Genomic DNA, 22,117 nt, shown 5'->3' on the forward strand with positions numbered 1-22,117 from the left:
GCATCAGCGCTTCGCGGGCAGGCGGATGCGCGGCCCGGGCGTGGTGGAGACGCGCAGCGCCTCTTGCGCCTGGCGCAGGAAGCGCTCGTTGCGTGCGCTCGTCTGCGAGGCGACGCAATCGCGCGGAACAACGGCCTCCAGGTCGCGCATGCCCGCGTCGGCCACGGTGGCCCAGATGCACTGGTCGCTCGCCACGCCGGTCACGATCAGCCGCGTGGCCTTCAGGTACGCGAGCAGCAGCTCGAGCGGCGTCGCGAAGAAGGCGGACTGCTTGGGCTTGAGCACGAAGTAGTCGGTCTCCTGGGGCAGCAGCGCCGAGGTGATCTCCGCGCCGGCGCCCCCGGAGGCCAGCGACAGCTCCACCAGCCTGGGAAAGTCCGAGCGCCAGCGTCCGCGGTTGTCGTTGACATAGATGGCGGGCACCCCGGCGCGCGTGCAGCGCGCCTTCAGCGCCGCGATGCGCCCCGCAATGGCGTGCGCGCCGGGCAACAGCTTTTCGGCGTCGGGAAAGTCCCAGCAGCTGATCATGTCGATGATCAAGAGAGCCGTGTGGCCCGCGGCGGGAGCCGGTGCGAGGGCGGGAGGCTGGGAGCGGGGAGGCGCCATGGCACTCCACCATTCCCAACGGCCGCCGCAGCAGCCGTAGGAAAGCCGCGCGTGGCGGCGAAAGTCGCCGCCACGCGCGCTGGTCAGGGCCGGCCCGGCCCGCCGTTCAATGGTCTTGCGGCACGCCGTACGCCGCGCGCACCTCGTCGAGCCGTGCTTGCGCGACCTCGAAGCACTCGGCCAGCTGCTCCGGCGTGGCGGGCGGATAGCCGGCCGGCGGCTGCAGCGCATTGCCCAGCCGTTCCCAGGCGGCCTCCCAGGCCAGCTTGGCAAGCGCACGGGACTCCGGGTTGGAAGGAGCGGGCATGATCGTCCTCGGTTGTGGTGCAAACGGAGTATGCGCCCGCGGAAAGAGGGATGGTTTGGCGGTCGGCGCGTAGGAGGCCTCTTTCACCACGACGCGCGTTATCCCGCCCCGCCGGGCCGAAACCTGTCCGACCATCGGCGCGAGGACGACGCCTGCTGCAAGCCTGCTGCAAAGAAGCCACAAGCTAGGCCCGTGCAGGAAGGCCTTCTGTAGGAGCCGGCCTCATCGAGATGCACGGATAGCCCCCATGCACCCAGCCAACCGTTCACAAGGAGTTCTCCCGATGAACAAATCCGTTTTCACCTGGCATTTTGTCCTCGTCACCGGCGCTTCCTCCGGCATCCGCCTGGAGGCGCACCGCTAAGCCCGGGCCCATGCCATGGACACCCTTTTCAGCTCGGGAGTCGCCCTCGTGGACACGGTCCTCAAGAGCACCGGCGGCAGCGTCGTGGTCTGGAGCGCGGATCCGCAGGCCTACGGCAGCGATCACGAACGGGCCACGCGCAGCAATTTCGCGCAGCGGCTCGCGGCGCTGAAGCAGTTCCGCTACGCGGGCGAATACGACGCTTCGCGCGCGCACGAGAGCACGCCGCTGTACTTCGTGCCGAGCGACACCATCGCCAGCACGCAGCTTGCGCGCTCGCTCGGCATCTCGACGCTGCACGACCTGTTCGGCGGCGTGGTTCCGCACCCCTTCGTCGCCACCAAGGCCATCACGCACCCGCTGGTGGGCAGGGCGGCGGTCTGTCCTGAAGGATGGGAGCCGGCCTTCGCCACCGCCGTGTCGCACGCGGTGCTCGGCGGCTTTTCGGCGTTCTCGGTCGAAGACGCGCGATGGGCCGGGCGCCACTTGCTGGAAAGCGGCGCGGTGCGCATCAAGCCGGTGTGCGCCACCGGCGGGCGGGGCCAGGCCATGGCCGCCGATGCCGATGCCCTGGACCGCTGCCTCGCGGCCATGGACGAAAGCGAGATCGCGCTGCACGGCGTGGTGCTCGAAGAGAACCTCGCCAACCCGGACACCTACAGCGTCGGGCAGGTGCTGGTCGACCAGATGATCGTGAGCTACTTCGGCCGCCAGCGGATGACGCGCGACAACACCGGCCAGAGCGTCTACGGCGGCTCCGACCTGACGCTCGTGCGCGGCAACTTCGATGCGCTGCTGGCCATGACCAGTCCGCCGCCGGCGCTTTGCCTGGCGATCGACCAGGCGCGGCGCTACCACCATGCGGTGATCGAGTGCTACCCCGGTTTCTTTGCCTCCCGCGTGAACTACGACGTGGCGCAGGGCCTGGGCGCGGACGGCGCCTGGCGCTCGGGCGTGCTCGAGCAGTCGTGGCGCGTGGGCGGCGCCACCGGGGCCGAAATGGTCGCGCTCGAATGCTTCTGGCGCGACCCGGCGCTCGAGCGCGTGCGCATCTCCTGCTTCGAGGCGTATGGTGAGGCGCCAGCGATCCCGGCCGGCGCGACGGTGCACTACCGCGGCGTCGACTCGCAGATCGGGCCGCTCGCCAAATACGCATTGTTCCAGCCATATGACAGCGACACGACATAACTTCATAGACATATCCGTAGACGGCCAGCACATTGCCGGAACGCTGGTTGCCGCCTCCACGATGGTGCCCGGCGTTCTCTTGGTCCATGGCTGGGATGGCAGCCAGGAGCAGTACATCGCGCGCGCGCACGAGATTGCCGCGCTCGGCTGCGTCTGCCTCACCTTCGACCTGCGCGGCCATGCGCGCCATGCCTCGCTGCGCCAGGAGGTCACGCGCGAGGACAACCTGCGCGACGTGCTCGCGGCCTACGACACGCTCATCAGCCACCCGACTGTCGACCCGCAGGCCATTGCCATCGTCGGCAGCAGCTACGGCGGCTACCTGGCGGCGCTGGTCAGCACCATGCGGCCGGTGCGCTGGCTCGCGCTGCGGGCGCCGGCGCTCTACCGCGACCGCGAGTGGCTCGCGCCCAAGGGCCAGCTGAGCAGGCCCGACCTCGTGGCCTACCGCCGCACCCTGGTGGGCCCGCGCGACAACCGGGCGCTCGCGGCCTGCGAGGCCTTCACGGGCGACGTGCTGATCGTGGAGTCGGAGCACGACCAGATCGTGCCGCACCCGGTCATCGAGAACTACCTGGGTGCCTTCAAGCGCGTGCGCTCCGCGACCTACCGGGTCATCTCGGGCGCCGACCATGCCTTGTCGAAGCAGGCGCACCGCCAGGCCTATGGACAACTCCTCGTCTCCTGGATGACGGAAATGACGCTGGGCGCCCGGGCGACCGGCACCATGACGCGGCCCGTCTCCGCGAGTCCCGCATAGAAAGACAGGTTTCCCATGCAAACCCTAGCCCGAACACTGACAGAAAGGCAACTCTCGACGCTGCGGACCGGCCTCGTCGCGGGAACCCTCGCAAGCATTGCCTCCACCGCCGCGCTGATGCTGTGCGGCCGCCGCGAGGCCGGCAGCATGGTGGCGCCGACCAACGCCACCAGCCACTGGCTCTGGGGCGACCCGGCCTTCGATGTGCGCGGCCCCACGCTGAAGCACACCGCGCTGGGCTATGCCACGCACCATGCGAGCGCCATCTTCTGGGCGCTGATCTATGGCTGGCTGCATGCCAGCCGGCATCCCGCGCAGTCGGCTCCCGCGGCGCTCGCGAGCGCCGGCGCCGCCACCGCGCTGGCCTGCGCGGTGGACTACACGATCACCCCGCACCGGCTCAGGCCGGGCTTCGAGCACCACCTTTCGAAGCGCTCTTTAGGTGTCGTCTACGGACTGTTCGCCGTAGGGCTGGCGGCCGGATGCCTGCTGGCCCAGCGCCGCAGCGCGCGCGAGTAGTGCGCCTTGCTACGCGTAGTCAGGGAGCTTTCCTACGCCGCGGTGCCGGCAGCCCTTTCATCGTTCGGCTTCCATCAACCCAACCGGAGCCCACGATGCCCAACTCCACCAAGCGCGCAGCACCCGATGCATGCAGCCTTCTCGATACCGACCACCGCAACGTCAAGAAGATGTTCAAGGAGTACGAGGAACTGACTCATTCGCGCGCTGCCAACGTGCAGCAGAAGAAGCGCGAACTCGCCAACCAGATCTGCACCGAGCTGACCGTTCATGCCCAGATCGAGGAAGAAATCTTCTATCCGGCCGTGCGCGAGGCGATCAGCGAAACCGATCTTCTCGACGAAGCCGAGGTCGAGCACACCAGCGCCAAGGAACTGATCGCGCAGATCGAGGCCGCCACCGAGGTGGACGACAAGTTCGATGCCAAGGTCATCGTGCTGGGCGAATACATCGACCACCACGTGAAGGAAGAGCGCAACGAGATCTTCGTCAAGGCGCGCGCCGCCAGGGGGCTCGACCTGGTGGCCATGCGCGAGCAGCTCGCCGCGCGCAAGGAAGAGCTCATGGAAGAGCTCACCGCAGCCGCCTGACCGGCCGCACAACCCGCGACAACCCAGCCGAGCGTACCCGTGGAACCGGCTCCGCCGGGCCACCGGGTGCGCCCCCCAGTGGGGGGAGGCGCCGCAGGCGCTTCGGGGGGCGTCCCATCCTGGAGTTCCACATGACAAACATCGTCTCCCGGCTCTTTCCCACGGCGACCAACATGATCCGCCTGGACCACACGCACGTGCTCTCCACCTTCCACCAGTACAAGGCCGGCGCGCCGCCACGGGTGAAGAAAGGGCTGGTCAACACCATCTGCACCGCGCTCGAGATCCATGCGCAGCTCGAGGAAGAAATCTTCTATCCCGAGATGCGCAAGGTCTGCGAGGACGACGAACGCATCACCCAGGCGCTCGAGGAGCATTCCGAGATGCGCCGCCTCATCGGCCTGCTTCGCGCCATGGAGCCCGAAGCGCGCGACTACGACGAAACCCTCTCGGCGCTGATGCGCGACGTGATGCACCACGTGGCCGACGAGGAAACCATCCTGCTGCCGGCCGCCGAGAAGCTGCTGGCCGACAGGCTCGGCGAACTGGGCGCGCAGATGACCAAGCGCCGGCTGCAGCTTGCCGGGCCGCGCACCGGCGAGATCGCGCTCGACATGGGCCGTGCGGCATCCGGCAACACGGCCGCCATTGCGATGGTCGGGCTGGCCGCGGCCGGGCTGCTGCTCGCGCGGCGTTCCGGCCATCTGCGCTGGCCCCACGCGCAGCATGCGCATCACGCGCGCACCTGAGGCACCCGGAGAGACCGCCCCATGCCCGAAGACACCAACATTCCCCTGCCCGCCGCGCCCGAGTCCCCGCGCGCCGCATTCCAGGCCCTGGCCGAGCGCGTGGGCGTTCTCGCGCCGGGCGCGCCGCTCTCGGACGAACTCATGAACTTTGCCGAGGGCGTGCTCCAGCTGGCGGCCGAGGGCAAGCTGGGACGCGAGCGCACGCCGCGCTGAATTCCGCCGGCCTTGCCGGCAACGCGCCCGACGACTTCATCGGGCCGATGGCCCGCGCCATCGCTTCCCTTCATCCCATCGAACGGAGTATTCATGTCGCCTTCCAGAACGCCTCCTCCCGATTCCGACAGCGCCGCCACCAGCGCGGCGGCGGCCGCCCGCAACACCGACAGCGGCGCCGCGCATCTGCCGGACGGCCCGCCGCCCGATCCGCCCTCGCAGAAAGCCGCGCATGCGCAGGCGCTGGCGGCAGCAATGCCCTTCAATGTGAACAAGCCGCTGGAGCACGGCCACGACAACGCGCTTCGCCCGCAGGCGGGCCAGGCCGTGCAGCCGCTGTCGTCCGCGGCAACGGCCAGCACCTTGTCGGAAGAGATCAACTCGGAGAAGGCCGGCGGCATGGCCATGCCGGGCCTGAATGCCACCATCGAACCGCTGGACCGGGTGCGCGTCGACTCGGGCGGCCAGCGGCTCACCACCAACCAGGGCGTGCCCATCGCGGACAACCAGAATTCGCTGAAGGCCGGCCTGCGCGGCCCCGCGCTGCTCGAAGACTTCATCTTGCGCGAGAAGATCACCCACTTCGACCACGAGCGCATTCCCGAGCGCATCGTGCATGCGCGCGGCTCGGGTGCCCATGGCTACTTCGAGTGCTACGAAGGCATCCCGCAGTTCACCAAGGCGGCGCCGCTGCGCGAAGGCGGAAAGATCACGCCGGTGTTCGTGCGCTTTTCCACCGTGGCCGGCGAGCGCGGCTCCAAGGACACCGCGCGCGACGTGCGCGGCTTCGCCGTCAAGTTCTACACGGACGAGGGCAACTGGGACCTGGTGGGCAACAACATGCCCGTGTTCTTCATCCAGGACGCGATGAAGTTTCCAGACCTGGTTCACGCCGTGAAGCCCGAGCCGCATCACCAGATGCCGCAGGCCGCGAGCGCGCACGACACCTTCTGGGACTTCGTCTCGCTCATGCCCGAGTCGACCCACATGCTGATGTGGCACATGTCCGATCGCGCCATCCCGCGCAGCTACCGCATGATGCAGGGCTTTGGCGTGCACACCTTCCGGCTCGTGAACGAGGCCGGCGATTCGGTGTTCTGCAAGTTCCACTGGTCGCCCGTGCTCGGAACGCATTCACTGGTGTGGGACGAGGCCGTGAAGATCTCGGGCGCCGACCCCGACTTCCATCGCCGCGACCTGTGGGAAGCCATCGAGGCCGGGGAGTTTCCGGAATGGGAGCTCGGCCTGCAGATCTTCACCGAGGAAGAGGCCGAGGCCTTGAGCTTCGACGTGCTCGACGCCACCAAGATCGTGCCCGAGGAACTGGTGCCACTCACGCCCGTGGGGCGCCTGGTGCTCAACCGCAATCCCGACAATTTCTTTGCCGAGACCGAGCAGGTGGCCTTCTGCGCCGCGCACGTGGTGCCGGGCATCGACTTCACCAACGATCCGCTGCTGGCCGGGCGCATCCACTCGTACGTCGACACGCAGATCACGCGCCTGGGCGGGCCGAACTTCCACGAGCTGCCGATCAACGCGCCCGTTGCGCAGGTGCACAACAACCAGCGCGACGGCATGCATCGCCAGGCCATTCACCGCGGCCGCGCGGCCTACGAGCCCAACTCGCTGGGCGGCGGCTGCCCGTTCCAAGCGGGGGCTTCGGCAGGCTTCATGACTTTTCCGCAGCGCGTGGAGCAGGACAAGGTGCGCGGCAAGCCCGAGAAGTTTGCCGACCACTACACGCAGGCCACGCTCTTCTTCGAAAGCCAGACGCCCACCGAGCAGGCCCACATCGCGGCGGCGTTCCGCTTCGAGCTCTCGAAGTGCACGGTGCCCGCCGTGCGCGAGCGCATGGTGGCGAGCCTCGCCAATGCATCGCCGCTGCTCGCGCAGCAGGTGGCCGACGGGCTGGGCATTCCGGTGCCGCCCGCGCTGCCTCGCGCACTTGCGCAGCCCGCAAAGCCGGAGGTCACGCATTCGCACGCACTGTCGCTGACGGCGCGGCCCGGCGATGGGTCCGTGCGCACGCGCAAGGTGGCACTGCTGGTGGCGGACGGCGTGCAGGGCGAGCAGATCGCGGCCATCCAGGCGGCGCTGCTGGCCGAAGGCGCCGTGGGCCGCCTGGTGGGACCGCGCATCGGACCGTTCCGCACGGCCGAAGGCGAGACGATGGAAGCCGACGCCTCGATGGAAAACGAACCCGGCTTCCTGTTCGATGCGCTCGTGCTGCCCGATGGCGCCGAAGGCGTGGAGCTTCTCTCCGCCAATGCGCACACCGAGCAGTTCATCAAGGACCAGTTCCAGCACGGCAAGACCATTCTCGCGCTCGGAGCCTCGGCCACGCTGCTGGCCGAAGCGAAGATTCCCGAGACCCTGCCGTCGGGCGACGCGGACCCGGGCGTGCTGCGCGGTGCGGCGGAGAATTTCGAATCCACCATCGAGGCCTTCGTCGCGGCGCTCGCCAAGCACCGGCATCCGGCGCGTGAGATCGGGGCGCTGGTGGTGGACGCCGGCTAGAGGAAATCCCGCAGCCGGTAGTACATCATTCCCAGCACCAGCGCGGGCGTGCGCAGCAGGGTGCCGCCGGGAAAGGCGTGGTGCCCGATGCGCGCGAACAGGTCGAAGCGTTCCGCCTGGCCCGCGATGGCCTCGGCCGCCAGCTTGCCCGCCATGCCCGTGAGCGCCAGGCCATGGCCCGAGAAGCCCTGCAGGTAGTAGATGTTGGTCCCGATGCGTCCGAAGTCGGGGGCTTGGTTCATCGTGATGTCGACGAAGCCGCCCCACGCATGGTCGATGCCCAGGTCCGCAAGCTGCGGAAACACCGCGAGCATGCTCTTGCGGATCTTCTCGATGAGGTTGCGCGGCGTCCGCGCGCTGTAGCTGTCGCCCGAACCGAACAGCAGGCGATGGTCCGCGCTCAGCCGGAAGTAGTCGAGCACGAAGTTCGTGTCCGACGCGGCCGGCCTGCCGCGCATGAGCGCATCGGCGCGCGCCGGCGCCATCGGCTCGGTCGCAATCATGTAGGTGCCCACGGGCATGATGCGCGACGACACCTCGGGCGCCACGTCGTCGCCGTACTCGGCCAGGTAGACGTTGCCCGCCAGCACCACGAAGCTGCAGCGCACCTCGCCCTGCGCGGTCTTGACGACGGGCCGCGCGCCGCGCTCGATCACCTGCGCGGCCGAGTTCTCGTGCAGCTGCGCGCCGGCCGCTCGTGCCGCGGACGCCAGGCCCAGCGAATACTTCAGCGGATGCAGATGGCCCGAGCGCGCATCGAAGGTGCCGGCATCGAAGCGCTTGCTGTCCACCCACTGCGCGACCTCGCCGGGCCCGAGCCACTGGAGCGGATAGCCGTGGAGCCGGCCCACGTGGTCCATCCATTCGCGCAGTGCGCGCGACTTCGCGGGCTTGACCGACAGGTTCAGGTAGCCGGCCTGCCAGTCGCAATCGATCGCGTGGCTCGCGATGCGCTCCTGCAGCAGGTCCAGGCCCTCGATGGAGATGTTCCAGGCACGGCGCGCGTCCTCGGGCGTGAACTGCTTTTCGATGGCCTCTTCGCCGTCGGCGCCGAAGCCCACGATCACCTGGCCGCCGTTGCGGCCCGAGGCGCCCCAGCCCACGCGCTGCGCCTCGAGCAGCACCACCGCGTAGCCGCGCAACGCAAGCTCGAGCGCGGCCGACAGCCCTGCGAGCCCGCCGCCCACCACGCACACATCGGCAGTGGCAATGCCTTCGAGCGGACGTGCGGGCTCGAAGCGCGCCGCCCGCTGCACGCTGGCTTCGTAGTAGGAGTTCTCGACGACGCCGAGTTCTTTGCGCAGCAGCAATCAGGCCACCCGGAAGTTGATGAACTGCCAGGGGTCGTCCTCGTCCTTCTCCTCATTGAAGAGCGGGCTGCGTTCCTTCAGCGGCGTCCAGTCGCCGTACACGCCCGCCACTTCTCCGAGGTAGGGCATGGCGGCTTCCAGCACCACGCGGTGATCAAGGTCGTCCGGCTCCACCAGGCCGGCATCGGGATGGCGCAAGGCCCATGACATCCCGCCCAGGATGCCGGCCACCACCTGCAGGCTGGTGGCGCTGTTGGCGGGCGCCAGTTCGCGCGCCTGCTCGATGGTGAGCCGCGAGCCGTACCAATAGGCACCCTTGGGATTGCCCATCAGCAGCACGCCGAGTTCGTCCATGCCTTCGACGATCTCGTCGCGCACGATCCTCTGGCGATGCTGCAGCTGCCAGTTCTTTCCCGCCATCTCGTGCAGCGAGAGCACGGCGTCGTCCGAGGGGTGGTAGGCGTAGTGCACCGTGGGGCGGTACACCACCTGGCCATCCTTGCGCAGCGTCAGGTGGTCGGCAATCGAAATCGATTCGGCATGCGTCACCAGGAAGCCGTGGTACGGGCCCTCCAGCGGCGTCCAGCTGCGCACCCGCGTGCCGATGCCGGGGCGCTCCAGGTAGATGGCCGCATCGCTGCCGAAGCCGTGCCGCGCGGCATCGGCCGGCCAGTGCCGCTCGTGCGTTCCCCAGCCCAGCTCGGCGGGCTGCAGGCCCTCGTCGACGAAGCCCTGCACCGACCAGGTGTTGACGAACTCGCCGCGCTGCTTGCGCGCTTTCGCGACCTGGGTATCGCGCTCGGCGATGTGCACCACCTTGATGCCCAACTGCTGCGCGAGCGCCGCCCAGTCCTCGTAGCTCGCGGGCATGGCTTCGAGCTCGGCATGCGTGTCGGCCACAATGTTCAGCAGTGCCTGCTTGAGCAGCGCCGAGACCAGTCCCGGGTTCGCGCCTTGCGTGATCACCGCCGTGGGCCCGCTGCGCTTGTCGAGGCGCCAGGCCAGCACCTCTTCGCGCAGGCTGTAGTTCGAGCGGCGCGAAGGCGGAAGGCCGGGATCGTCGTAGCGGCCGCCCCAGGGCTCGTTGCAGGTGTCCAGGTAGAGCGCGCCGCGTTCGCGGCAGAGCTTGATGAGCGCCAGGCTCGAGACATCGACCGAGAGGTTGACCAGGAAGTCGCCCTTGTCCACCAGCGGCTCCAGCACGGCGGCAAAGTTGCCTTCCTCGAGCCGGACGGGAATGACCTCGACGCCCAGCTCCCTCGCAAGGCCGCTGCGGTCTTCGCCGGCCTTCACGATCTTGACGTCCGCCGCCTTGAGGCCGAAATGGCGGAACAGCAAGGGCAGCAGCGCCTGCCCGATGGAGCCGAAGCCGATCATCGTGAGTTTGCCGTCCAGGCGAGCCAGCGGTTCGTTCTTCTTCGTCATCCGTCACCTCTCTGAAGTCGCGCCGGACGGGCCGGCCTCGTCGGTTCCTCGCGAGAATGTGGCGCGCCTGCGCCGGTGGATGCGTCAGCTTGCCTTTGCCGATGGTGTAGGAGGACTCCATGAACGGGTTTTTCGCCCGGGGCCGTGGTAGAAACCGGCCACCCTGCGCACGTCGCGCATTGCATCGCACCGATGGCCGAAGACCTCTCCTTCAATCCACGACACTCCGTCCCGCCAACCGGCCTTGGCCTCCGCCTGGGGCGCGCGCCCTGGCTGCTGCTGCTCGGCCTGGCCCTGCTGTTCATGGGCGGCTGCGCGGGGCTGCCGGCCGGGGTGGAGCGCAAGCCTTCGGTGGCCATCGCCGACGGGGCCGACACCGTGCTGGGGCGCCTGGTGGCAGCGGCCTCGCCGCCGGGGCAGGGGCTGAGCGGTTTCCGGCTGCTGCCGATGCCGCAGTATTCGCTGCATGCGCGCATCGAGCTCGCGCGCCGCGCCCAGCGCTCGATCGACGTGCAGTACTACCTGGTGCAGAACGACGAAACCGGCCGCTACCTGCTGCGCACGCTGCGCGACGCGGCCGACCGCGGCGTGCGCGTGCGCCTGCTGGTGGACGACCTCTACACCGCGGGTGCCGATCCGCTGTTCGCGGGCTTCGCGGCGCATCCGAACGTGGAGGTGCGCTTCTTCAATCCGTTCCCGGCCGGCCGCGATTTCCTGGGCACGCGCTGGGCGGCATCGCTGCTCGACTTCGACCGCGTGCACCGGCGCATGCACAACAAGCTCTTCGTGGTGGACAACACCATGGCGGTCATGGGCGGGCGCAACATCGCCAACGAATATTTTCTGCGCGATGGCGGCTCCAACTTCATCGACATCGACACGCTGGTGGCCGGCACGGTGGTGCCGCGGCTGTCGTCGCTGTTCGACATGTACTGGAACAGCCCGTACGTCTATCCGATCGAGTCGCTGGTCTCCAGCGGCGGGGCCACGCCGCAGCAGCTGCGCGAACGCTTCGAGCAATTGACTGCCGGGCCGGACACGCTGCATCCCGAGCCGCTGACTTCCACCGACCTGCTGGGCAACAACGCGCTCGGCAAGGACCTGGGCGAGGGCGCGCTGTCGCTCGTCTGGGCGCGCGCCGAAGCCTATGCCGACGCGCCCGCCAAGGCACTGGGCCCCCCGGAGGCTCGCGGACTGCCGGCCGACGAGTCGACCGACAGCGTGCTCTACAACGTGCGGCGCTACCTGCGCGGCGCCCAACAGGAGATCCTGCAGACCACGCCCTACCTGATTCCGGGGCGCGGCGGCATGGAGACGTTCCGCATCGTGCGGCAGCGGGGCGTGAGCTACACCATCGTGACCAATTCGCTGGCCGCCACGGACGAATCGCTGGTGCACATCGGCTATCGCCGCTACCGGCCGGAGATGCTCGCCCTGGGCGTGGAGCTCTACGAACTGAGCCCCAAGCGCGTCGAGCAGACCAAGCGCTTCGGCATCTACGGTTCCGCGAGCGGCCGGCTGCATGGAAAGTCGGCCGTGGTCGATCGCAGCCTGGTGTTCATCGGCTCGATGAATTTCGATCCGCGCTCGATGCTGCACAACACCGAGATCGGCCTGTTCATCTTCAGCCCGCAGATTGCCCAGCAGCTCACCAGCCTGATCGGCTTCATCCGGCTGGACGGCGCCTACCAGCTGCAGCTGGGGCCGAGCGGCGGCATCGAATGGGTGAGCCCGGCCACAGGCGACGGCGCCGACACCATCCTGCACGTGGAGCCGGAAACGGATTTCTGGTCGCGCTGGAAGCTGGAGCTGTTTGCCCCGCTGGTGCCGGAAAGCCTGCTGTAGGGCGCTACTGCTGCAGGCGTCCGCTCAGGTAGGGCTCCGGATCGACGGCGGTGCCGTTCTTGCGGATTTCGAAATGCAGCTTCACGCGGTCGGTTTCGCTCTTGCCCATTTCGGCGATCTTCTGGCCCTGCCGGACCACCGCGTTTTCCTTCACGAGGATGGTCTGCGCATGGGCGTAGGCCGTCAGGAAGGTCTCGTTGTGCTTGATGATGACCATGTTGCCGTAGCTGCGCAGTTCGCCGCCCACGTACACCACGCGGCCGTCGGCCGAGGCCACGATCGGGTCGCCCAGGTTGCCGGCAATGTCGAGCCCCTTGTTGCGCACGCCGTCGAAGCGGGCAATGGTGGTGCCGGCGGCGGGCCGGATGAACATGGCCTGCGGCTGCTGCACGGGCGGCGGAATGACGACACCGGGCCGCGCGGGCGGCTGCGGCGTGGTGCAGGCGGCCAGGCCGGCGGCCACCAGGAGCGCGGCGCCGGTACGAAGGGCAAAAGTCTGAAGGTGCATGGCTCTTTTGGAACGAATTCGTTGCTGAGGGTTCCCGCGGTCGGCGCGCCGGGCGAGCCACCTCGTCCATGCTAGCAAACTCCGCCCGGGCCGGCTCTACTTGAGCGGAATCGGCGTGCCGCGGTCGATTGGCACCGCCGTCACGCTGTTCTTGGGAGAACCTTCGATCAGCAGGTCGGAGTAGGTGAGATAGACCAGCGTGTTGCGCCTGGCGTCGACCATGCGCACCACGCGCAGCCGCTTGAACAGGATCGACAGCCGCTCGCTGTAGACCTCTTCCCGCTTGGGCAGGGGCTGCGTGATGCTGACCGGCCCGACCTGGCGGCAGGCAATGGAGGCTTCGGACTTGTCTTCCGCCACGCCGAAGGCGCCGGCCAGCCCGCCGGTCTTGGCGCGCGAGACATAGCAGGTCACGCCGTTCACCTTGGGGTCGTCGTAGGCCTCCACCACGATCTTGTGGTCGGGGCCGATGAGCTTGAAGGCGGTGTCCACGTCGCCCACCGTTTCCGCATGCGCGGCCGAGGCCAGCGCAAGGCCGGTCGCCATGCCGCATGCGAAGGCGCCGCGAAGGAAGAGGGGAGCGCGGGGGGCCTGGGTCATGGGGGTTGTTTCAAACGATGCTGAGTTCGTGCACGCGGTCGAAGCTGCCGCGCCGCCGGTCTTCGAAGAAGTGTTCGAGCGCCTCGCGCACGGTGCGAAAGGCGATCTCTTCCCAGGGAATTTCTTCTTCGGTGAAGAGCCGGGCCTCGATGGTCTCGTGGCCGGGGTCGAAGCGGTCGTCGAGCAGGCGGGCGCGGTAGAACAGGTGCACCTGGCCCACGCGCACCACGCTGATCACCGCGAACAGGCCCTGCATCTCGTAGTGGGCGCCGGCCTCTTCATCGGTCTCGCGGGCCGCGCCCTGGGCCGCGGTTTCGCCCAGCTCCATGAAGCCCGCGGGCAGCGTCCACTTGCCCCAGCGCGGCTCGATGTTGCGCTTGCACAGCAGCACCTTGTCGCCGAGCACGGGAATGGTGCCCACCACGTTCAGCGGGTTCTCGTAGTGGATGGTGCTGCAGGCCGGGCAGACCGCGCGCTCCTTGGTGTCGCCGTCGTCGGGAACGCGGTAGACCACTGCGGTGCCGCAGTTCTTGCAGTGCTTGATGGGTACGCGCAGGATCATGGAGCGGCGAGCGTGGGTTTCAGGCGATCTTGATGGTGAGCTTCGGCAGGCCCGCCACTTCGCCCACCAGCGTGTCGCCCGCCACCACCGCCGCCACGCCTTCGGGCGTGCCGCTGTAGATCAGGTCGCCGGGCTGCAGCTCCCACGCGGCCGACAGGTGCTCGATGGTTTCGGCCACGTTCCAGATCAGCTTGCTCACGCTGCTGCGCTGGCGGTCGGTGCCGTTGACCTGCAGCGATATCTCGGCGTTCTCGGCATCGCCGGCCTCGGCCACCGGCACGATCGGGCCGATGGGCGCGCTCTGCTCGAAGCCCTTGCCGATGTCCCAGGGGCGGCCCTGTTTCTTCATCTCGCCCTGCAGGTCGCGGCGGGTCATGTCCAGGCCCACGGCATAGCCGTAGATGTGCTTGTGCGCATCGGCGGCCTTGATGTTCTTGCCGCCGGTGCCGATGGCCACCACGAGCTCGATCTCGTGGTGAAGGTTCTTGGTGAGCGTCGGGTAGGCCATGGTGCCGGTCTGGCCCGCATCGACCACCACCAGCGCGTCGGCCGGCTTCATGAAGAAGAAGGGCGGCTCGCGGCCGGTGAAGCCCATTTCCTTGGCGTGGTCCTCGTAGTTGCGGCCCACGCAGTAGATGCGGTGCACCGGAAAACGGGCCGGCTGGCCGACCACGGGGATCGAAACGGTCGCGGGCGGGGCGAAAACAAACTCGGAAGCCATTGCGTCTGTCCTTTTTCAGCGGAACGGAGAAAAGCGGCAGTGTGCCAGAGGCCGGCCCGGGCTGCCGGTGCGGCGCTATGCTTGCGGGATGATGAAGCTGCACAACTACTTCCGATCCTCCTCGTCGTTCCGCGTGCGCATTGCGCTCCACCTGAAGGGCCTGGAGTTCGATTACATCCCGGTGCACATCGCCCGCGGCGAGCATCGCACCGGGCCGTACTCGGCCATCTCGGCCGACATGCTGGTGCCGCTGCTCGAGGACGAGGGCGAGCGCTTTTCGCAGTCGATGGCCATCATCGAATACCTGGACGAAACCTACCCCGAACCGGCGCTGCTGCCGCACGATCCCGTGGGCCGCGCCCATGTGCGCGCGCTGGCGCAGTCCATTGCCTGCGAGATCCATCCGCTCAACAACCTGCGCGTGCTCAAGTACCTGGTGAAGGAACTCAAGCTCGACGACGAGGCCAAGAACACCTGGTACCGCCACTGGGTGCGCGACGGCATGCTGGCCTTCGAGCGCCAGCTCGCGCAGCATCCCGGCGGCCGGTTCTGCTACGGCGACACGCCCACGCTGGCCGACTGCTGCCTGGTGCCCCAGATCTTCAATGGCCGCCGCTTCGACTGCGACTTCAGCGGACTGCCGCGCAGCATGGCCGCGTTCGAGGCCTGCATGGAGCTCGACGCCTTCCAGCGCGCCCAGCCTTCGCAGTGCCCCGACGCGGAAGCCTGATCGCGCCCGCCGCCATGGACGACGCGCACTGGCTCGTGCCCGACTGGCCGGCGCCGCCCAACGTGCGGGCCGTGTGCACCACGCGCGAGGGCGGTGTTTCGCAGGGTCGCTACCAGAGCCTCAACCTGGGCGACCACGTGGGCGACCTGGCCGACCACGTCGCCGAAAACCGCCGTCGCCTCGCGCAGGCCCTCGGCGGCGCGCGGCCGGTCTTTCTTCAGCAGGTGCACGGCACCGGCCTCGTGGCGCTCGACGCCGAAGTCAGCATCGCGAGTGACGGCACGCCGGCCGACGCCTGCACCGCCACGGCCACCGGCTTGGCCTGCACGATCATGGTGGCCGACTGCCTGCCCGTGCTCTTCACCGACGAGTCGGGCCGGCGGGTGGCGGCCGCGCACGCCGGCTGGCGCGGCCTGGCCGGCGGCGTGCTCGAGGCGGCGGCCCGGTGCTTCGAACCCGCGCAGGGCGGCGGCAAGGTCATGGCCTGGCTCGGCCCCTGCATCGGCCCCGGGGCCTTCGAGGTCGGGCCCGAGGTCAAGGCCGCCTTCGAGGCGCATGCGCCCGAGGCTGCACGCTGCTTCCGGCCCGCGCCGGCGCCTGGCAAGTGGCTGGCCGACCTGCCCGCGCTCGCGCGACAGCGCCTGCACGCGGCCGGCGTGGAATCGGTGCACGGCAACGATGGCAGCGACGCGTGGTGCACCGTCGCCAACCCGTCACGGTTCTTTTCGCACCGGCGGGACGGCGTCAGCGGGCGTTTCGCCGCGCTGGTCTGGAAGGTCTGAGTCCGTGCCTGCCGCCGCGGCCGCCTCGCTCGCGGCGCGGCGCGCTTCTTCCTGTGCCTTTTCCTCGCGCTCCCTGATCGCGCGGCGCCGCCCGGGGGTGCCCATCAGGTAAACCACCAGTGCGACAGGCGCCAATCCGTACAAAAGAAATGTGAAGATGGCACCCAGTACGGTGCCGGTGGTGTTGGTGGCTTCGGCCACGGCCATCATCAGGACGACGTAGAGCCAGCCAATCACGATCAGGTGGATAAACACAAGAAGTTTCAGTCGGTAAGTGAGCGGGGAGCGTTGTGGGTGCCTTGCGAAATGCAGGATACTCAAAATACGCAAGCCATCCGTACCGATTCAGGCGAGGACCAGGAGACATGATGAAGCAACAAGCCACGGGGGCCGATGCGTTCGCGCCCTTCCAGCAGGCTCTTTCAGAGGGATGGACCAAGGCGCTGGAATCGCTCCAGCAGTCCGCCGTACAGGGGGCCTCGGCCTTCAACGGCGGCGGCACGCCGCTGTGGCAATTGCCGCCGGGGGCAAAGCTGCCTGAATTGCCGAAAGTCTCCATCGCGCCCGAGAAGCTGCAATCGATCCAGCAGCAATACATGGCCGAAGCCACCGAGCTCTGGCGCCGCGGCCTCGAAGCCAAACCCGAGGGCGACAAGCGCTTTGCGGGCGAAGCCTGGGGCAGCAACCCGCTCGCGGCCTTCTCGGCGGCGGTCTACCTGCTCAACGGCCGCACCCTGCTCAGCATGGCCGAGGCCATCGACGCCGACGAAAAGACCAAGGCGCGCATGCGCTTCGCGGTCGAGCAGTGGATGGCGGCGGCTTCGCCCAGCAACTCGCTCGCCTTCAACGCCGAGGCACAGAAGAAAGCCATCGACACCCAGGGCGAGAGCATTGCCAAGGGCATCCAGAACCTGCTGCACGACGTCAAGCAGGGCCATCTCAGCATGACCGACGAAAGCGCCTTCGAAGTGGGGCGCAACGTGGCCACCACCGAGGGCGCCGTGGTGTTCGAGAACGAGTTTTTCCAGCTGCTCGAATACAAGCCGCTCACGGCCAAGGTCTACGAGCGGCCGTTCCTGCTGGTGCCGCCTTGCATCAACAAGTTCTACATCCTCGACCTGCAGCCCGAAAACTCGCTGATCCGCTATGCCAACGAGCAGGGCCACCGCGTGTTCGTGGTGAGCTGGCGCAACCCCGACGAGTCGCTGGCCAACGCCACCTGGGACGACTACATCGAGAACGCCGCCATCAAGGCGATCCACCTCGTGCAGGAGATCAGCGGGAGCAAGCAGATCAACGCGCTCGGCTTCTGCGTGGGCGGCACCATCCTGAGCACCGCGCTGGCCGTGCTCGCGGCGCGCGGCGAAAAGCCGGCCGCGTCGGTCACGCTGCTCACCACCTTTCTCGACTTCAGCGACACCGGCATCCTCGACATCTTCGTGGACGAGGCGATGGTGGCGTACCGCGAAATGCAGCTGGGCAAGGGCGGCCTGCTGCCGGGCATGGACCTGGCCTCGACCTTCAGCTTCCTGCGGCCCAACGACCTGGTCTGGAACTACGTGGTCGGCAACTACCTGAAGGGCGAGACCCCGCCGCCCTTCGACCTGCTCTACTGGAACAGCGACGCCACCAACCTGCCGGGCCCGTTCTATACCTGGTACCTGCGCAACACGTACCACGAGAACAAGCTCGCCAAGCCCAATGCGCTCACGGTCTGCGGCGAGAAGATCGACCTCGGCAAGATCGACATCCCCGCCTACATCTACGGCTCGCGCGAAGACCACATCGTGCCGATCGGCGGCGCCTATGCGTCCACGCAGCTGCTGCCGGGCAAGAAGCGCTTCGTCATGGGCGCCTCGGGCCACATCGCGGGCGTGATCAATCCGCCCGCCAAGAAAAAGCGCAGCCACTGGATCCGCGAAGACGGCAAGTTCCCCAAGACCCAGGCCGAATGGCTGGCCGGGGCGACCGAGCATCCCGGCAGCTGGTGGACCGACTGGGCGCAATGGCTCAAGGGCCATGCGGGCAAGCAGGTTCCGGCGCCCAAGGCCTATGGCAACGGCAAGGCCTACAAGGCCATCGAGCCGGCGCCCGGGCGCTACGTCAAGGCAAGGGCCTGATACCAGTCACACACATCCCGCACCACTTCAATTCAAATCACTTCAACGGAGAACCTCATGGAAGACATCGTCATCGTTTCGGCTGCACGCACGGCGGTCGGCAAGTTCGGCGGCTCGCTCGCCGGCATTGCAGCCACCGAGCTGGGCGCCCTCGTGATCAAGGAAGTGATTGCGCGCGCCAATCTCACGGCCGACCAGGTCGGCGAAGCCATCATGGGCCAGGTGCTGGCCGCCGGTGCGGGCCAGAACCCCGCGCGCCAGGCATGGCTCAAGAGCGGCGGCACCAAGGAAACGCCGGCGCTCACCATCAACGCCGTGTGCGGTTCGGGCCTGAAGGCCGTGATGCTCGCGGCGCAGGCCGTGGCCACGGGCGACAGCGAGATCGTGATTGCAGGCGGCCAGGAGAACATGAGCCTGGCGCCGCACGTGCTGCCCAATTCGCGCAACGGCCAGCGCATGGGCGACTGGAAACTGGTCGACACCATGATCGTGGACGGCCTGTGGGACGTCTACAACCAGTACCACATGGGCATCACGGCCGAGAACGTGGCCAAGAAGTACGGCATCGACCGCTCCGCGCAGGACGAGCTCGCGCTCGGCAGCCAGACCAAGGCCGCGGCCGCGCAGGACGCCGGCAAGTTCAAGGACGAGATCGTTCCCGTGAGCATTGCGCAGAAGAAGGGCGACCCGATCGTCTTCGACAAGGACGAGTTCATCAACCGCAAGACCAGCGCCGAAGGCCTGGCCGGCCTGCGCCCGGCGTTCGACAAGGCCGGCGGCGTGACCGCGGGCAATGCCTCGGGCCTGAACGACGGCGCCGCCGCCGTGATGGTGATGACGGCCAAGAAGGCGGCCGCGCTCGGCCTCAAGCCGCTGGGCCGCATCGCGAGCTACGCCACGGCCGGCCTCGACCCGGCGATCATGGGCATGGGCCCGGTGCCCGCCTCGACCAAGGCGCTGCAGCGCGCCGGCTGGAAGGCGGCCGACCTCGACCTGCTCGAGATCAACGAGGCTTTCGCAGCGCAGGCCTGCGCTGTGAACAAGGAAATGGGCTGGGACGTGAACAAGGTCAACGTGAACGGCGGCGCCATTGCCATCGGCCACCCGATCGGCGCGTCGGGCTGCCGCATCCTGGTGACGCTGCTGCACGAGATGCAGCGCCAGAACGCGAAGAAGGGCATTGCGTCGCTGTGCATCGGCGGCGGCATGGGCGTGGCGCTGACGATCGAGCGATAGGCTCCTTTGGCCTTTCACGCGCATCTCTGTTCGGGGTGAGCGTGGATGTTTCGACCGCGGGGCGCTCCCGTTCAGGGCGCGCTCCCGCCGACGGGGTACCTTGCTCCGCGAATGTCCTCCGGCCTTCGGCCTCCCCCTTGATTTCGCTGCGCAAGGCACCCCATCGACGGGAGCGTTATGCGGAGCGGTCGTTGATCGGCTGTACACCCAGAGCGTGGCCTGGGCACCCCCCTGAACAAAGCCCTGAACAAAAGCACCAGGAACAACAGCTCGCTGCCAGCCCCGAGGAGGCGCGGCCCACTTTGTTCACCGCCCAAATTTTGAGCAAACTGATTATTCCCGTTGTAAAACAACAAGTTAGATCGGCTTTACAAGGAAGAACATCAGTTATCCCCAAAGTTGTCCACGGAAAATGGGGATGGCATCGGCTTCTTCACAATTCGCCCGCAAGTCCTTGATTTGCGGCACTCAGTCGGCAGCGGCCTGCTCCACGGCGTAGTGCTGGCACAGTGTCTCGACCAATGCCTGCGCGTAGATCGGCAGTGCAGCCCGGTCGCGCACCAGTAGATAGCGCTCGCGCACGCACCATGCGTCGCTGAGATCGATCAGCGCGAGCTGCATGCTTTCCTGGTTGCGCCGCGCCGCCGACTCCGGCACCACGCCAATGCCCACGCCGCTGCCGATCATCCGGCACATGGCGTCGAAGCTGCCGAGCTGGATGCGCAGCTTCTGCCGCTTGCCGAGGTTGTCGGTGATCTGCGCCAGAAAGGTTTGCAAGGTGCTGCCTTGCTGCATGCCGATGGCGTCTTCGTCCAGCGTTTCCGCGAATGAAATCCTGCGGCGCTTCGCGAAGCGGTGCTTGCGCGAGGTGACGAGCACCAGCCGGTCGGTGCTGAAGTGGATCGCTTCGAGGCCCAGCGTGTCGACGCGGCCCGCGACGATGCCGATGTCGGCGCGGCCGTCGAGCACGCCGCGCGGGATCTGAGCATTCGGTTTTTCCTGAAGGTCGACGTTGATGCGCGGGTTGCGCGCGAGGAAGCCCGGCAAGATTTCAGGCAGGAAATCGGTCACCGCCGTGGTGTTGGCGAACACGCGCAGATGGCCGCGCAGCCCGCCGCCGTATTCGAGCAGGTCGGCGCGCAGCTGCTCGGTCTGGTGCAGCACGAGGCGCGCGTGGTGCAGGAAGGCTTCCCCCGGCGGCAGCAGCCGCACGCCGCGGGCTTCGCGCTGCAGCAGCTGCAGCCCGGCCTGGTTTTCGAGCGCCTTGATGCGGGCGCTGGCCGCCGCAAGCGACAGGTGCTGCCGCTCGGCCGCGCGCGTGATATTGCCGAGCTCGGCCGTGGCAACGAAGAGGCGCAGGTCGGTCAGGTCGAAAAGCATGACGCCATCGTAAAGCCCAAGCCTTCGGCATTTCAGAAGCCTGGGTTCCGAAATCGCAGATTGCGCGCACTGCCACGGCAGAACACCATGCGGCCATGGAGACAAAGACAATGAAATTCCGCGCACTGGCGCTTCTTTCCCTTGCCGCGGCAGCGCTCTGCACTGCGGTTCCGGCTGCCGCGCAGCCATACCCCTCGCGCCCCGTCACGCTCGTCGTGCCGCAGGCGGCGGGCGGCACCAACGACATCGTGGGCCGCCTCGTGGGCCAGAAGATCGGCGAGCTGATGAACGCGAGCGTGGTGGTCGACAACCGGCCGGGCGCGGGCGGCAACATCGGCACGCAGCTGGTCGCCAAGGGACCGAAGGACGGCTACACGCTGCTCATGACCATCAGCAGCAGCCAGGCCATCAACCCGGCGCTCTACAAGAATGCGGGCTTCGATCCGGTGAAGGATTTCAAGCCCGTGGGCCTGATCGGCGCGGTGCCCAACGTGCTGCTGGTCAACCCCTCGTTTCCCGCCAGGGACTTCAACGAGTTCCTGAAGCTCGCGCGGCAGAAGGGCGCCAATTACCAGTACGCCTCGGCCGGCAACGGCACGCTCAACCACCTGCTCGGCGAAATGCTCAACAGCATGGCGGGCATCTCGATGCAGCACGTGCCGTACAAGGGCGTGGCGCCTGCGCTCAACGACGTGCTCGGCGGGCAGCTGCCGATCGTCTTCGCGAGCCTGCCTTCGGCGCTCTCGCACATCAAGGCCGGCAAGCTGCGCGCGCTGGCCGTGAGCGGCGAGAAGCGCTCGCCGGTGCTGCCCGAGGTGCCCGCCATCGCCGAGGCCGTGCCGGGCTACAACGGCACGCTCTGGATCGGCCTGTTCGCGCCAGCGGGCGTGCCGGCCGACGTGCTGGCCACGCTGCAGGACGCGACGCGCAAGGCGCTGGCCGCGAAGGACCTGCGCGACAAGCTCGAACAGCAGGGCGTGGAGATCGCGCAGCCCACCACGCCCGATCAATTTTCGAAACTGCTGCAGGACGACCTCGCCAAGTGGGCGCGCATCGTCAAGGCCTCCGGGGCAGCGGTCGACTGA

The 22,117-nt window shown here is 67.9% G+C and carries 23 protein-coding genes; 13 read left to right on the forward strand and 10 right to left on the reverse strand.

The features are described 5' to 3' along the window. Positions 1 to 3: 3 nt before the first annotated feature. The gene (locus RZE77_RS10890; protein ID WP_319441846.1) at positions 4 to 528 is read right to left on the reverse strand and encodes a cysteine hydrolase family protein; all 525 of its coding nucleotides are present in this window, start codon (positions 526 to 528) and stop codon (positions 4 to 6) included. A 184-nt stretch (positions 529 to 712) separates the two neighbouring features. Next, positions 713 to 913, reverse strand: coding sequence for a hypothetical protein (locus tag RZE77_RS10895; protein WP_319441847.1), 201 nt, complete (start codon positions 911 to 913; stop codon positions 713 to 715). Positions 914 to 1,325: 412 nt separating this feature from the next. Here RZE77_RS10895 and RZE77_RS10900 point away from each other — a divergent pair, with 412 nt between their 5' ends. From RZE77_RS10900 to RZE77_RS10930, 7 genes are all read left to right on the forward strand, one after another. Continuing rightward, positions 1,326 to 2,465: a DUF3182 family protein gene (locus tag RZE77_RS10900; protein WP_319441848.1), complete on the forward strand. Its 1,140-nt coding sequence runs from the start codon at positions 1,326 to 1,328 to the stop codon at positions 2,463 to 2,465. Continuing rightward, positions 2,446 to 3,225 carry an alpha/beta hydrolase family protein gene (locus RZE77_RS10905; RefSeq protein WP_012747137.1) on the forward strand — a complete coding sequence of 260 codons (780 nt, stop codon included), beginning with the start codon at positions 2,446 to 2,448 and terminating at the stop codon, positions 3,223 to 3,225. The genes RZE77_RS10900 and RZE77_RS10905 overlap by 20 nt, the downstream gene beginning before the upstream one ends. A gap of 15 nt (positions 3,226 to 3,240) precedes the next feature. Further along, the gene (locus tag RZE77_RS10910; protein WP_319441849.1) at positions 3,241 to 3,744 is read left to right on the forward strand and encodes a hypothetical protein; all 504 of its coding nucleotides are present in this window, start codon (positions 3,241 to 3,243) and stop codon (positions 3,742 to 3,744) included. 95 nt (positions 3,745 to 3,839) lie between these two features. Next, positions 3,840 to 4,334 carry a hemerythrin domain-containing protein gene (locus RZE77_RS10915; RefSeq protein WP_319441850.1) on the forward strand — a complete coding sequence of 165 codons (495 nt, stop codon included), beginning with the start codon at positions 3,840 to 3,842 and terminating at the stop codon, positions 4,332 to 4,334. A 131-nt stretch (positions 4,335 to 4,465) separates the two neighbouring features. After that, complete coding sequence (locus tag RZE77_RS10920; RefSeq protein WP_319431798.1) at positions 4,466 to 5,083, forward strand: hemerythrin domain-containing protein; 618 nt, start codon at positions 4,466 to 4,468, stop codon at positions 5,081 to 5,083. 21 nt (positions 5,084 to 5,104) lie between these two features. Continuing rightward, on the forward strand, positions 5,105 to 5,296 hold the full coding sequence (locus tag RZE77_RS10925; RefSeq protein WP_319441851.1) for an aminoglycoside phosphotransferase: 192 nt from the start codon (positions 5,105 to 5,107) through the stop codon (positions 5,294 to 5,296). Between the two features lie 93 nt (positions 5,297 to 5,389). After that, a complete protein-coding gene (locus RZE77_RS10930; RefSeq protein ID WP_319441852.1) occupies positions 5,390 to 7,813 on the forward strand; it encodes a catalase in 2,424 nt (807 codons plus the stop codon). On the opposite strand, the gene RZE77_RS10935 is transcribed toward RZE77_RS10930, so the two are convergent. Continuing rightward, positions 7,810 to 9,123, reverse strand: coding sequence for an NAD(P)/FAD-dependent oxidoreductase (locus tag RZE77_RS10935; protein WP_319441853.1), 1,314 nt, complete (start codon positions 9,121 to 9,123; stop codon positions 7,810 to 7,812). The two genes, RZE77_RS10930 and RZE77_RS10935, sit on opposite strands and share 4 nt — an antisense overlap. After that, entirely contained in the window at positions 9,124 to 10,548 is a 1,425-nt protein-coding gene (locus tag RZE77_RS10940) for a homospermidine synthase (protein ID WP_319441854.1), read from the reverse strand. Between the two features lie 192 nt (positions 10,549 to 10,740). On the opposite strand from RZE77_RS10940, the gene RZE77_RS10945 reads away from it, so the two are divergent. Then, on the forward strand, positions 10,741 to 12,393 hold the full coding sequence (locus RZE77_RS10945) for a phospholipase D family protein (protein WP_319441855.1): 1,653 nt from the start codon (positions 10,741 to 10,743) through the stop codon (positions 12,391 to 12,393). 4 nt (positions 12,394 to 12,397) lie between these two features. Here RZE77_RS10945 and RZE77_RS10950 read toward each other — a convergent pair whose 3' ends face one another. The 4 genes from RZE77_RS10950 to RZE77_RS10965 form a co-directional block, all read right to left on the reverse strand. Continuing rightward, positions 12,398 to 12,901 (reverse strand): murein hydrolase activator EnvC family protein, encoded by a 504-nt coding sequence (locus RZE77_RS10950; protein WP_319441856.1) that lies wholly within the window; start codon positions 12,899 to 12,901, stop codon positions 12,398 to 12,400. 96 nt (positions 12,902 to 12,997) lie between these two features. Then, a complete protein-coding gene (locus RZE77_RS10955) occupies positions 12,998 to 13,501 on the reverse strand; it encodes a CreA family protein (protein ID WP_405547398.1) in 504 nt (167 codons plus the stop codon). A gap of 10 nt (positions 13,502 to 13,511) precedes the next feature. Next, complete coding sequence (locus tag RZE77_RS10960) at positions 13,512 to 14,063, reverse strand: NUDIX hydrolase (protein ID WP_055804497.1); 552 nt, start codon at positions 14,061 to 14,063, stop codon at positions 13,512 to 13,514. Between the two features lie 19 nt (positions 14,064 to 14,082). Next, entirely contained in the window at positions 14,083 to 14,784 is a 702-nt protein-coding gene (locus RZE77_RS10965) for a fumarylacetoacetate hydrolase family protein (RefSeq protein WP_319441857.1), read from the reverse strand. A 91-nt stretch (positions 14,785 to 14,875) separates the two neighbouring features. On the opposite strand from RZE77_RS10965, the gene maiA reads away from it, so the two are divergent. Both maiA and pgeF read left to right on the forward strand, forming a co-directional pair. Next, on the forward strand, positions 14,876 to 15,514 hold the full coding sequence (gene maiA / locus RZE77_RS10970; protein ID WP_319442335.1) for a maleylacetoacetate isomerase: 639 nt from the start codon (positions 14,876 to 14,878) through the stop codon (positions 15,512 to 15,514). A 14-nt stretch (positions 15,515 to 15,528) separates the two neighbouring features. After that, positions 15,529 to 16,296, forward strand: coding sequence for a peptidoglycan editing factor PgeF (gene pgeF / locus RZE77_RS10975; RefSeq protein ID WP_319441858.1), 768 nt, complete (start codon positions 15,529 to 15,531; stop codon positions 16,294 to 16,296). Here the strand turns inward: pgeF and RZE77_RS10980 are convergent. Beyond that, complete coding sequence (locus tag RZE77_RS10980; protein ID WP_319441859.1) at positions 16,228 to 16,551, reverse strand: hypothetical protein; 324 nt, start codon at positions 16,549 to 16,551, stop codon at positions 16,228 to 16,230. The genes pgeF and RZE77_RS10980 overlap by 69 nt on opposite strands. A 113-nt stretch (positions 16,552 to 16,664) precedes the next feature. Between RZE77_RS10980 and phaC the strand changes: the two genes are divergently transcribed. Together phaC and RZE77_RS10990 are read left to right on the forward strand one after the other, a co-directional pair. Then, positions 16,665 to 18,416, forward strand: a complete 1,752-nt coding sequence (gene phaC, locus RZE77_RS10985) for a class I poly(R)-hydroxyalkanoic acid synthase (protein WP_319441860.1) — start codon at positions 16,665 to 16,667, stop codon at positions 18,414 to 18,416. Between the two features lie 57 nt (positions 18,417 to 18,473). After that, positions 18,474 to 19,652, forward strand: coding sequence for an acetyl-CoA C-acetyltransferase (locus tag RZE77_RS10990; protein WP_319431821.1), 1,179 nt, complete (start codon positions 18,474 to 18,476; stop codon positions 19,650 to 19,652). A 468-nt stretch (positions 19,653 to 20,120) separates the two neighbouring features. On the opposite strand, the gene RZE77_RS10995 is transcribed toward RZE77_RS10990, so the two are convergent. Beyond that, entirely contained in the window at positions 20,121 to 21,032 is a 912-nt protein-coding gene (locus tag RZE77_RS10995) for a LysR family transcriptional regulator (protein ID WP_319441861.1), read from the reverse strand. Between the two features lie 110 nt (positions 21,033 to 21,142). Here RZE77_RS10995 and RZE77_RS11000 point away from each other — a divergent pair, with 110 nt between their 5' ends. Continuing rightward, a complete protein-coding gene (locus RZE77_RS11000) occupies positions 21,143 to 22,117 on the forward strand; it encodes a tripartite tricarboxylate transporter substrate binding protein (protein ID WP_319441862.1) in 975 nt (324 codons plus the stop codon).

This window comes from Variovorax sp. SPNA7 (genome assembly GCF_033807855.1).
Classification (GTDB): Bacteria; Pseudomonadota; Gammaproteobacteria; order Burkholderiales; family Burkholderiaceae_C; genus Variovorax; species Variovorax beijingensis.

What these genes read in the sequence shown, in the direction of transcription:
- RZE77_RS10890 (WP_319441846.1), bottom strand. Translation starts at nt 528, where the DNA reads ATGATCAGCTGCTGGGACTTTCCCGACGCCGAAAAGCTGTTGCCCGGC.
- RZE77_RS10895 (WP_319441847.1), bottom strand. Translation starts at nt 913, where the DNA reads ATGCCCGCTCCTTCCAACCCGGAGTCCCGTGCGCTTGCCAAGCTGGCC.
- RZE77_RS10905 (WP_012747137.1), top strand. Translation starts at nt 2,446, where the DNA reads ATGACAGCGACACGACATAACTTCATAGACATATCCGTAGACGGCCAG.
- RZE77_RS10910 (WP_319441849.1), top strand. Translation starts at nt 3,241, where the DNA reads ATGCAAACCCTAGCCCGAACACTGACAGAAAGGCAACTCTCGACGCTG.
- RZE77_RS10915 (WP_319441850.1), top strand. Translation starts at nt 3,840, where the DNA reads ATGCCCAACTCCACCAAGCGCGCAGCACCCGATGCATGCAGCCTTCTC.
- RZE77_RS10920 (WP_319431798.1), top strand. Translation starts at nt 4,466, where the DNA reads ATGACAAACATCGTCTCCCGGCTCTTTCCCACGGCGACCAACATGATC.
- RZE77_RS10925 (WP_319441851.1), top strand. Translation starts at nt 5,105, where the DNA reads ATGCCCGAAGACACCAACATTCCCCTGCCCGCCGCGCCCGAGTCCCCG.
- RZE77_RS10930 (WP_319441852.1), top strand. Translation starts at nt 5,390, where the DNA reads ATGTCGCCTTCCAGAACGCCTCCTCCCGATTCCGACAGCGCCGCCACC.
- RZE77_RS10940 (WP_319441854.1), bottom strand. Translation starts at nt 10,548, where the DNA reads ATGACGAAGAAGAACGAACCGCTGGCTCGCCTGGACGGCAAACTCACG.
- RZE77_RS10945 (WP_319441855.1), top strand. Translation starts at nt 10,741, where the DNA reads ATGGCCGAAGACCTCTCCTTCAATCCACGACACTCCGTCCCGCCAACC.
- RZE77_RS10950 (WP_319441856.1), bottom strand. Translation starts at nt 12,901, where the DNA reads ATGCACCTTCAGACTTTTGCCCTTCGTACCGGCGCCGCGCTCCTGGTG.
- RZE77_RS10955 (WP_405547398.1), bottom strand. Translation starts at nt 13,501, where the DNA reads ATGACCCAGGCCCCCCGCGCTCCCCTCTTCCTTCGCGGCGCCTTCGCA.
- RZE77_RS10960 (WP_055804497.1), bottom strand. Translation starts at nt 14,063, where the DNA reads ATGATCCTGCGCGTACCCATCAAGCACTGCAAGAACTGCGGCACCGCA.
- RZE77_RS10965 (WP_319441857.1), bottom strand. Translation starts at nt 14,784, where the DNA reads ATGGCTTCCGAGTTTGTTTTCGCCCCGCCCGCGACCGTTTCGATCCCC.
- maiA (WP_319442335.1), top strand. Translation starts at nt 14,876, where the DNA reads ATGAAGCTGCACAACTACTTCCGATCCTCCTCGTCGTTCCGCGTGCGC.
- pgeF (WP_319441858.1), top strand. Translation starts at nt 15,529, where the DNA reads ATGGACGACGCGCACTGGCTCGTGCCCGACTGGCCGGCGCCGCCCAAC.
- phaC (WP_319441860.1), top strand. Translation starts at nt 16,665, where the DNA reads ATGAAGCAACAAGCCACGGGGGCCGATGCGTTCGCGCCCTTCCAGCAG.
- RZE77_RS10990 (WP_319431821.1), top strand. Translation starts at nt 18,474, where the DNA reads ATGGAAGACATCGTCATCGTTTCGGCTGCACGCACGGCGGTCGGCAAG.
- RZE77_RS10995 (WP_319441861.1), bottom strand. Translation starts at nt 21,032, where the DNA reads ATGCTTTTCGACCTGACCGACCTGCGCCTCTTCGTTGCCACGGCCGAG.
- RZE77_RS11000 (WP_319441862.1), top strand. Translation starts at nt 21,143, where the DNA reads ATGAAATTCCGCGCACTGGCGCTTCTTTCCCTTGCCGCGGCAGCGCTC.